The organism is Streptomyces sp. NPDC002156 (assembly GCF_053593675.1).
The window spans coordinates 1-8,866 of sequence record NZ_JBSFDA010000266.1; the positions used below are offsets into that span (position 1 = coordinate 1).

10 protein-coding genes and 1 tRNA gene are annotated in these 8,866 nt (G+C 68.8%); 3 read left to right on the forward strand and 8 right to left on the reverse strand.

Going from position 1 to position 8,866, the window contains the following annotated elements; genetic code table 11:
• Window positions 1–59 precede the first annotated feature (59 nt).
• From ACWCRB_RS47255 to ehuB, 6 genes are all read right to left on the reverse strand, one after another.
• Window positions 60–133, reverse strand: a tRNA-Lys gene (locus tag ACWCRB_RS47255).
• A 97-nt stretch (window positions 134–230) separates the two neighbouring features.
• Window positions 231–989 carry an IclR family transcriptional regulator gene (locus tag ACWCRB_RS47260; protein ID WP_451001981.1) on the reverse strand — a complete coding sequence of 253 codons (759 nt, stop codon included), beginning with the start codon at window positions 987–989 and terminating at the stop codon, window positions 231–233.
• A 181-nt stretch (window positions 990–1,170) separates the two neighbouring features.
• The gene (ehuA, locus tag ACWCRB_RS47265) at window positions 1,171–1,950 is read right to left on the reverse strand and encodes an ectoine/hydroxyectoine ABC transporter ATP-binding protein EhuA (protein WP_451001982.1); all 780 of its coding nucleotides are present in this window, start codon (window positions 1,948–1,950) and stop codon (window positions 1,171–1,173) included.
• Entirely contained in the window at window positions 1,940–2,590 is a 651-nt protein-coding gene (ehuD, locus tag ACWCRB_RS47270; protein ID WP_451001983.1) for an ectoine/hydroxyectoine ABC transporter permease subunit EhuD, read from the reverse strand. Before ehuD ends, ehuA begins: the two co-directional genes overlap by 11 nt.
• A complete protein-coding gene (gene ehuC / locus ACWCRB_RS47275; RefSeq protein WP_451001984.1) occupies window positions 2,587–3,255 on the reverse strand; it encodes an ectoine/hydroxyectoine ABC transporter permease subunit EhuC in 669 nt (222 codons plus the stop codon). Before ehuC ends, ehuD begins: the two co-directional genes overlap by 4 nt.
• Window positions 3,252–4,163 (reverse strand): ectoine/hydroxyectoine ABC transporter substrate-binding protein EhuB, encoded by a 912-nt coding sequence (gene ehuB / locus ACWCRB_RS47280; RefSeq protein WP_451001985.1) that lies wholly within the window; start codon window positions 4,161–4,163, stop codon window positions 3,252–3,254. Before ehuB ends, ehuC begins: the two co-directional genes overlap by 4 nt.
• Before the next feature lie 38 nt (window positions 4,164–4,201).
• On the opposite strand from ehuB, the gene ACWCRB_RS47285 reads away from it, so the two are divergent.
• On the forward strand, window positions 4,202–4,714 hold the full coding sequence (locus ACWCRB_RS47285) for a DUF3830 family protein (RefSeq protein ID WP_451001986.1): 513 nt from the start codon (window positions 4,202–4,204) through the stop codon (window positions 4,712–4,714).
• Here ACWCRB_RS47285 and ACWCRB_RS47290 read toward each other — a convergent pair.
• The gene (locus tag ACWCRB_RS47290; protein ID WP_451001987.1) at window positions 4,695–6,122 is read right to left on the reverse strand and encodes an amidase; all 1,428 of its coding nucleotides are present in this window, start codon (window positions 6,120–6,122) and stop codon (window positions 4,695–4,697) included. The genes ACWCRB_RS47285 and ACWCRB_RS47290 overlap by 20 nt on opposite strands.
• Before the next feature lie 36 nt (window positions 6,123–6,158).
• A complete protein-coding gene (locus tag ACWCRB_RS47295; protein ID WP_451001988.1) occupies window positions 6,159–7,109 on the reverse strand; it encodes a D-2-hydroxyacid dehydrogenase in 951 nt (316 codons plus the stop codon).
• Between the two features lie 156 nt (window positions 7,110–7,265).
• Here ACWCRB_RS47295 and ACWCRB_RS47300 point away from each other — a divergent pair, with 156 nt between their 5' ends.
• Both ACWCRB_RS47300 and ACWCRB_RS47305 read left to right on the forward strand, forming a co-directional pair.
• Complete coding sequence (locus ACWCRB_RS47300; RefSeq protein WP_451001989.1) at window positions 7,266–8,075, forward strand: maleate cis-trans isomerase family protein; 810 nt, start codon at window positions 7,266–7,268, stop codon at window positions 8,073–8,075.
• A complete protein-coding gene (locus ACWCRB_RS47305) occupies window positions 8,072–8,803 on the forward strand; it encodes a maleate cis-trans isomerase family protein (protein ID WP_451001990.1) in 732 nt (243 codons plus the stop codon). Before ACWCRB_RS47300 ends, ACWCRB_RS47305 begins: the two co-directional genes overlap by 4 nt.
• Window positions 8,804–8,866 lie beyond the last annotated feature (63 nt).

Here is an 8,866-nt window from a genome sequence, read left to right on the forward strand (position 1 = left end):
AGTGGCTCGTCTCAACATCGAAGGCCCCCCGCTTCGGCAGGAGGCCTTCGATCTTCGTGTGCGCCGCCAGGGACTCGAACCCCGGACCCGCTGATTAAGAGTCAGCTGCTCTAACCAACTGAGCTAGCGGCGCATGACTCTCGCCGACCGCTCTCGCGGCTGGCGACAGGAAAAATAATACCTGGTCCGGGAGAGTGCTGCGGACCGGGCGGCCCGGCCGCGATCAGGGGCTAGATGGCCAGCGACAGGAGCACCGGGGCAGCCCCTCGGTTCAGCCGGTCCGCCGCCTGGCGGAGGCGGTGGGCGTGCCGGACCGGGAGGGACAGGGCGAGGCAGCCGACCGTCGAGCCGGCCGTGATCGGGACCGCCGCGCAGACCGTGCCCACCGCGTACTCCTGGAGGTCCAGGACCGGCACGGTGGGCGGCTGGTTCGCCAGGCGGGAGAGCAGGACCCGCTCGCTGGTGATCGTGCGCGAGGTGAGGCGGGCCAGTTTGTGGCGGGCGAGATGGTCGCGCCGGCTGTTGTGGTCGAGCTGGCCCAGCAGGCTCTTGCCGATCGCGCTGGCGTGCGCGGCCGTGCGGAAGTCGACCCACTCGTTGACCGCGGGCGTCGCCGCGCTCTCCGCGCACTGGGTGACATGGATCTCGCCGTCGACGTACCGGCTCATGTAGATCGCCGCGCCCACCGAGTCGCGCAGCCGGTCGAGGGTGTGCTGGAGCTGGGTGCGCAGAGCCTGGTCGTGGCCGTGCGTGGCGCCGAGGCGGCTGAGGGAGGTGCCGGAGACGTACGAACCGTCGGCGGCCTGTTCGACGTACCCCTCGCGGCGCAGCATGCGCAGGAGTGGGGTGAGCCGGTCCGTGCCGAGGCGGGTCTGGCGGGCGATTTCGGCGTCGGTGACACCGGCGGAGTGCCGTGCCACCGTGTCCAGGACGCGCAGGGCGTCCTGGGCCGAGTGGTACGGCGCGGTCGGCTCGTGCTTGAGAGCCACGGTGTTCCCCCTGGCTTGCTTCTGGGCCGTGATCCGGACAGCCAATCCCCTCCACGATAGCCGTCAAGGGGCTTACGTGGAGGGGGCGTTGACGAGATTGTTCGCTCGGGTAGTGGCCTCTCAGCAGGCGCGTGTTCACTTGGCATATGCCGTTGGCATGCAGAGCGCCTCTTCGGCGCGGTCAGAGCACCGCGCTGAGGAATTCGCGCGTTCTGTCCTCCTCCGGATCACTGAAGATCTTCTCCGGCGGACCCGACTCGATCACATGGCCGGAATCGAACATCAGCACTTGGTCTGAGATGTCCCGGGCGAAACCCATCTCGTGGGTCACACAGAGCATCGTGATGTCGGTGGTGCGGGCGATGTCCCGCAGCACGTCGAGGACGCCCGCGACCAGCTCGGGGTCGAGCGCCGACGTCACCTCGTCGAGCAGCAGCACCTGCGGACGCATGGCCAGCGCCCGCGCGATCGCCACCCGCTGCTGCTGTCCGCCCGACAGCCGGGACGGCCGCTCGTCGCACTTGTCCGCGAGGCCGACCAGCTCCAGCAGATCGCGCCCGCGCGCCTCCGCCTCCTCCTTGGACAGGCCGAGGACGGTGACGGGCGCCTCGGTGATGTTGCGCAGCACGCTCATGTTCGGGAACAGGTTGAAGTGCTGGAACACCATCCCGATCTTCTTCCGCACCTCGCGGACCTGCTTCTCGGGCGCCGGGAACAGCTGCTCCCCGTCGACGGTGATCGTGCCCTCGTCGGGCTTGGACAGGGTCATCAGCATCCGCAGGATCGTCGTCTTGCCCGACCCGGACGGACCGATGAGCGTGACATGCCGCCCGGCGTCGACGGAGAGGCTCAGCCGGTCGAGGACGGTCTGTTCACCGAACCGCTTGGTGACCTGGTCGAGCCGGACCAGCTCGGTGGGTGTTTCAGGGGTCTTGTCGGTGTCAACGGTGTCAACTGGCAAGGCGTCGCTCCAGAGTTCGTACGAGGAGGGAGGCGGGAAAGGAGATCACGATGAAGGCGACGCCGATCACGGTCAGCGGCTCGGTGAACTGGAAGTGCTCCTGGGAGTAGAGCCGCGCCTCACCGAGCATCTCCAGCACGGTGATCGTCATCAGCAGCGGTGTGTCCTTGAGCATCGCGACCACGTAGTTGCCGAGCGCCGGTACGACCCGGCGCACCGCCTGCGGCAGGACCACCGACGTCCAGGTGCGCCGCAGGGGCAGGCTGAGCGCGGTGGCCGCCTCCCACTGGCCCGGCGGCACGGCCTCGATGCCGGCGCGGTACACCTGCATCGTGTACGTCGAGTAGTGCAGCCCGATCGCGATGACACCGGTGGTCAGCGCGGAGGCGGCGACGCCCCACTCGGGGAGCACATAGAAGAGGAAGAACAGCTGCACGAGCAGCGGGGTGTCCCGCACGAACTCCGTGACCACCCCCACCGGCCAGCGCACCCAGCGCGTCGGCGTCCGCATCAGCAGCGCCCAGACCAGCCCGAGCGTGAACGAGATCAGCGACCCGAGGGCCAGTGCCTGCAGGGTGACGAGCAGCCCGTCCCAGAAGAACGGCATGAAGTCGCGTACGGCGCCCCAGTCCCATGTCATGCGGCACCTCCCGTCGGCCGCCCGGCCAGCTGCTGCTTCAGCTGCTTCTCCAGGCCGCGCATGACCCGGGTGAGGAGGAAGGCGATCACGAAGTAGATCAGCAGGATGTACGTGTAGATCTCGGCGCTCTGCTGCAGCGCGAGCCGCACCAGGTTGGCGCTGAAGGCCAGATCACCCATGCCCATGACCGACACCAGCGCGGTGCCCTTGAGCAGCTCGATCAGCAGGTTGGAGAAGGAGGGGATCATCTCCGGCACCGCCTGCGGCAGCAGGATCAGCCGCATCCGCTGCCAGGGCGTGAACCCGAGTGCGATCCCGCCCTCCCGCTGCGCCGGGTCGACGGAGTTCAGCGCGCCGCGCACGATCTCCGAGCCGTACGCGCCATAGGTCAGGCCGAGCGCGAGCGTGCCGGCCCACATCGGCACCAGCTGCCAGCCGAAGGCGGGCGGCAGCACGAAGTACACCCAGAAGATCATCACGAGCGCCGAGGTGCCACGGAACACCTCGGTGCAGGCGCCCGAGAGGAAGCGCACGAACCACAGCCGGTGGGTCCGCGAGATCCCGAGGACGAAGGCGACGACAACGCCCAACAAGGCGCTGAACACGAGGAGTTGGATCGTGACCCAGACCCCTCTGAGGACTATTTCCCAGAGTCCGGAGGTCATCCGCGACACAGCTCCTTCGCGGTCAGATCGGTCATCTCGTCCTGGGTGAAGTCGAACGGCCGCAGGATGCGGTACACCTCGCCGCTCTTCTTCAGCTTGTGCAGCTCGACGTTGAAGGCGTCCCGGAGCTTCGTCTCGGTCAGCCGGAACGCGAACGCGCCCCCGTCGCCCCGGGGCTTCCCGCCGATGACCGGCGCGAAGGCGTCGGTGGCCTCCGCCTTGCGGGAGTTCTTCGCGACCAGCCGGACGGTGACCGCCGTGCCGGCGAACGCGTCGACGCGCCCGGCCTCCACGGCGTTCAGGCCGGCCACCTGGTCGGGCACGATGAGCAGATCGCTCTCTTTGTAACCGGCTTCGACGGCATGCTGGATCTGCGCATATCCGGTACCGGTGGCGAGCTTGGCCTTCTTCTTCACGATGTCCGAGTAATTGTGAAGATCCTTGGGATTTCCCTTGCGGACAACGAAAGAATCAAGCATCTGGTAGTCGGGGTCGGCGAAGAGAACCTGCTGGCAGCGTTCCGGATTGACGTACATCCCGGCGGCCACGACATCGAACTGCTGGGAATTCAGGCCGGGAATGAGCGACCCGAACTCGGTGGGCACGGGCTGAACCCGGTCCACCCCCAGCCGTTTGAAGATGACCCGCGCCAACTCAGGTGCCTCGCCGGTCAGTTCACCGTCCTTGTCGATGTATCCGAAGGGAATCTCACCGGCGATACCGAGCCGTACGACGCCCTGCGCCCGGAGCCGGTCGAGCAGGTCACCGCCCTCGACGCCGGAGTCCGCGGACACACGACTGCACCCGAGGGTGCCGAACGAGCCGACCGTCCCCAGGGTGCCGAGCGCCGCTACCCCCGCGAGCAGCGACCGGCGTCCTATGCGTGGTGGTGCGATTGATGGAGCCATGGCCGCGCGGCTACCCGAGAGCGCACGAGTTATGCACTATGGAATGCATGGCTGACGATCGATACATCGAAGTGTCACTGGTCACCAGGGGAATCCACTGCACGGCAAAACTCCTGACGGACCGTGCCCCCATCACCTGCGAGACCGTGTGGAATGCCCTGCCGCTGTCCGGTGACGTCTATCACGCCAAGTATGCCCGCAACGAGATCTACGCCCTCTTCCCGCCCTTCGCGGAAGCCGGTTCGGAACCGCCCCTGGAAAATCCGACAGTTACCCCGATCCCCGGAGATCTCTGCTATTTCGCGTTCGCGGGAGCGGAGCTGGGCACGAAGTCGTACGGCTACGACCGCGAGGTCGGACCCGGCACGACACTGATCGACCTGGCCCTGTTCTACGAGCGCAACAACCTGCTGCTGAACGGCGATGTGGGCTGGGTGCCGGGCACGGTGTGGGGCGAGGTGGTCGAGGGCCTCCCGGAGATGGCGGCAGCCTGCAACGACCTGTGGCGGACGGGCGCGGCGGGGGAGACGCTCAGCTTCCGCCGGGCCTGAGGAGCTCGGGCCTGACGGGGACAGGCCCGAGTGCCTCCTCCAGCGCGTGCGCGGCCCGCAGCACCAGTTCGTCCCGGTGCCGGGCCGCGACGATCTGTATCCCGACCGGCAGCCCGTCCCCGTCGACCCCCACCGGGAGACTCGCGGCGGGCTGCTGCGTCATGTTGAACGGGTACGTGAACGGGGTCCACCCCGTCCAGCGCCGCAGCCCCGACCCGACGGGCACCTCAACTCCCGCCTCGAACGCGGTGATCGGCAAGGTAGGCGTGACCAGCAGGTCGTACGACTCGTGGAACAGCCCCATCCGACGCCCGAGTTCCATCCGGACGTCGACAGCGGCGAGATAGTCGAGCGCGCTGATACGAGCCCCCACCGTCCGGATCTCCCGCAGCCCGGGATCGAGCAACTCGACCTGCTTCGCCCCGAGTCGCTGGGTGACCCGGGCCGCCCCGCTGAACCACAGGGTGTGGAAGGCGTCCACCGGGTCGGTGAGGTCGGGGTCGGTCTCGGTGACGTACGCGCCGAGTTCCGCGAGCCGCTCCACCGCCCGCCGGACCACGCCGGCCACCGCCGGACGCACCGCGACCTGACCGCCGAAGGAGGGCGAGTATGCGACCCGCAGCCCCCGCACCCCGCCGGAGAGGGAGTCGAGGAACGACCCGGAGAACGGCCCGAGGGCCGACCAGTCACGGGAGTCGGGTTGCCCGATCACCTCCATCAGCAGCGCCGCGTCCGCCACGGTCCGGGTCATCGGCCCGACATGCGCGAGCGTCCCGAAGGCGCTGGCGGGATAGAGGGGGACACGGCCGTACGTCGGCTTCAGCGCGAAGATCCCGCAGAAGGCGGCGGGGATACGGACACTGCCCCCGCCGTCCGTCCCGAGCGACAGCGGACCCGCGCCCAGGGCGACGGCGGCGGCACTCCCGCCGCTCGATCCACCGGCGGTGCGCGAGGTGTCGTACGGGTTGCGGGTGACGCCGGACAGCGGCGAATCGGTGACGCCCTTCCAGCCGTACTCCGGAGTGGTCGTCTTGGCGAGAAAGACGGCGCCGTGCTCGCGCAGCCGGGCGACGGAGGGCGCGTCCTCACGCCAACTCCCGTTGACATCAACAGACTTGGAGCCGCGCAGGGTGGGCGTACCGCGCAGCAGGATGATGTCCTTCACGGTCGTGGGTACGCCGTCCACGAGCCCCGCCGGCTCACCGCGCCGCCACCGCTCGGTGGACTCGCGGGCCTGCGCGAGCGCGCTGTCGGCATCGATGCGCACGAACGCGTTGACGACGGGCTGGAGTTGCTCGGCCCGCTCCAGCGCGGCCCGGGTGGCGTCGAGCGGACTGAACTCGCCTTTGCGATAACCGTCGAGGAGTCGGTCGGCGGTGAGTTCGGCAAGCTGGGTCGGCTCGGTCATCGTTCGCCCCTCCGGTAGTGCGTGTGGTAGTGCGTGTCAGTGCCCCGGTACGTACCCGCGCTGCTTGTCGACCACATTGGTCAGCGGCTTCCCGGCCTCCCACCGCTCGTACAACTCGACGAACTGCGTGCTGAGTTCATCGCGCCAGCCCACCGTGTCACCGCTCATGTGCGGGGAGACGACGAGCCCGGGCGCGTCCCACAAGGGACTGTCGGACGGGAGCGGTTCATGCTCGAACACGTCCAGCGCGGCACCCGCGATCCACCGCTTCGACAAGGCCTCGGCGAGCGCGGACTCGTCGACGAGCTGTCCCCGCCCGACGTTGATGAAACGCGCAGAAGGCTGCATGACACCGAAGCGGCGGGTGTCGAACATACGGTGGGTGTCGGCGGTGAGGGGAGCGGCGGATATCACCCAATCGGCCCGCGCCATCAGCCGGTTGAGGTCGTCGGGCCCATGGATCCCGGTACGAGGAGTGCGCCCGACGATGGCGGTGGTGATACCAAGTGCCTTGAGATACTGGGCAATTGCCCGCCCGATGGGCCCGGACCCGACAACACAGGCCTTGGTCCCGGCGACCCGCTGGGACTCCCGATGCCGCCACTCATGCCGCCGCTGGAGGTCGAGCGTCCGGGGCAGATCCTTGGCCATGGCGAGGACGAGGGCGGCGACGTACTCGGCGATGGGCTGGTCGAAGATGCCGCGTGCGTTGGTCACGACGGTGTCGGACGCGGCGAGTTCGGCGCACATCAGGTGGTCGACGCCGGCACTCGCGGTATGCACCCAGCGCGGCCGTGCCCCCTCGCCCGGCCAGGCGGCCCGTACGGCATGCGAGGTGAAGTCCCAGACCAACAGGACATCGGCGTGAGGGAGCTTCCCGGCAAGAGTCGTGTCATCGGCATGCGTGATCCGGGCCCGCCCGGTGAGCCTGCCGAGGCGGGGCGGCGGGTCGGCGTCGAGGACGAGGAGGGTGGTGGGCGCGGGCATGGTGAGCCGTTTCCGATTGGGGGACGCTGGGGGGAGGGGGCCGGACGTCTGACATGCGCGGATTGACCACGCTCGCACCCGAACCTACCTTCGTCAACACGGATGTGCGTACGGTCCGTTGCCCCGTCGTTCCTCACTGTGAGGCCGGTGCCTGTCATGGATGTGTCGTTTCTCGGTGGACCACGCCCGCAGCGCGGCGTAGGTGTGGTGGCCCCCTTCGACTTCGCCCTGGACCGCGAGCTGTGGCGCTGGGTCCCCGACGAGGTGTCCCTCCACCTCACCCGCACCCCGTACGTCCCCGTGGAGGTCAGCCTCGACCTGGCCCGACTGGTCAGCGAGCACGAGACACTCGGCGACGCGGTACGCACCCTCAACGTCATCGCCCCCGAGATCGTCGCCTACGCCTGCACGTCGGGCAGCTTCGTCGGCGGTGTCGCGGGCGAGCGGGCGATGTGCGAGGCGATGACCAGGGCGGGTGAGGTGGCGTCGGTGACGACGTCGGGCGCGCTGCTGGAGGCGCTGACGGAACTCTCCGTACGCCGAGTAGCCCTCGTCACCCCCTACACGGTGTCGGTGACACGGGCCCTGGAGGAGTACGTGGCGGAGGCGGGCGTCACGGTCACGGGCCGCGCGTTCATGGGCCTGACGCGGCACATCTGGAAGGTCCCGTACCGAGCGGTGGCGGAGATGGCAAGGAGGGCGGTGGAGGAGAGCCGCGAGGGCCACCCGGAAGCACTGTTCATCAGCTGCACGAACCTCCCCACATACGACGTCATCGCACAGCTGGAGGCGGAACTGCGCATCCCGGTGATCTCGGCCAACCAGGTCACGATGTGGGCAGCGCTGCGTCGACTGGGTACCCGGGCGGTGGGGCCGTACCAGGCGCTGCTGGACGAGGCGGCACGCGCATGGCCCCAGGAACAGCAGGAGCACCAGCAACACCAGGAACGGGAAGGTTGGACATGACGGCACTCGGATTCCTGTACCCGGGCCACTCCGCCGAGGACGACTACCAGCGCATGGAACACATGCTCGGCAGCGACATCCGGCTGGACGTGGTCCACACGGACATCGGCGAGGACGCGCACCGCGTGGACGCCCTCCTGGAGATGGGCTCGCCGGACCGCCTCGCGGCGGGCGTGGAGCAGCTGCGGCTGTGCGGCGCGGAGGCGGTGGTGTGGGCGTGCACCAGCGGCAGCTTCGTGTACGGCTGGGAGGGCGCCCACGACCAGGTCCGCGACCTGGCCCGCGCCGCGGGCATGCCGGCCTCGTCGACGTCCTTCGCCTTCGTGCACGCGGTGCGGGAGCTGGGGGTACGGAGGGTGGCGATCGGGGCGACGTACCCGGCGGACGTGGCGGAACTGTTCGCGGAGTTTCTGGGGGCGGCGGGGGTGGAGGTGACGGGGTTCAGGGGCGCCGGGATCATCACGGCGGCGGAGGTGGGGGAGTGGAACGAGGAGGACGTACGAGCCCTGGCGCAGGAGTCGGACGCCCCGGAAGCGGAGGCACTCCTGCTGCCGGACACGGCCCTGCACACGGCGTCGCACATAGAAAAACTGGAGAGTCAGCTGGCGAAGCCGGTCCTGACGGCAAACCAGGTAACGGTCTGGGAGGCCCTGAGGCTGACAACCCGCAAGGTGAACGCCCCGTCCCTGGGCACCCTGTTCACACGGGAACCAGTGACACAGGCGTAACCAGGATTTCGCCCCCGCCGCCCTTACCCGTTCCCATCCCTGGGGGCTGCGCCCCCAGACCCC

What these genes read in the sequence shown, in the direction of transcription:
- ACWCRB_RS47295 (WP_451001988.1), bottom strand. Translation starts at nt 7,109, where the DNA reads ATGCCCGCGCCCACCACCCTCCTCGTCCTCGACGCCGACCCGCCGCCC.
- ACWCRB_RS47305 (WP_451001990.1), top strand. Translation starts at nt 8,072, where the DNA reads ATGACGGCACTCGGATTCCTGTACCCGGGCCACTCCGCCGAGGACGAC.
- ACWCRB_RS47300 (WP_451001989.1), top strand. Translation starts at nt 7,266, where the DNA reads ATGGATGTGTCGTTTCTCGGTGGACCACGCCCGCAGCGCGGCGTAGGT.
- ehuB (WP_451001985.1), bottom strand. Translation starts at nt 4,163, where the DNA reads ATGGCTCCATCAATCGCACCACCACGCATAGGACGCCGGTCGCTGCTC.
- ehuD (WP_451001983.1), bottom strand. Translation starts at nt 2,590, where the DNA reads ATGACATGGGACTGGGGCGCCGTACGCGACTTCATGCCGTTCTTCTGG.
- ACWCRB_RS47285 (WP_451001986.1), top strand. Translation starts at nt 4,202, where the DNA reads ATGGAATGCATGGCTGACGATCGATACATCGAAGTGTCACTGGTCACC.
- ACWCRB_RS47290 (WP_451001987.1), bottom strand. Translation starts at nt 6,122, where the DNA reads ATGACCGAGCCGACCCAGCTTGCCGAACTCACCGCCGACCGACTCCTC.
- ehuC (WP_451001984.1), bottom strand. Translation starts at nt 3,255, where the DNA reads ATGACCTCCGGACTCTGGGAAATAGTCCTCAGAGGGGTCTGGGTCACG.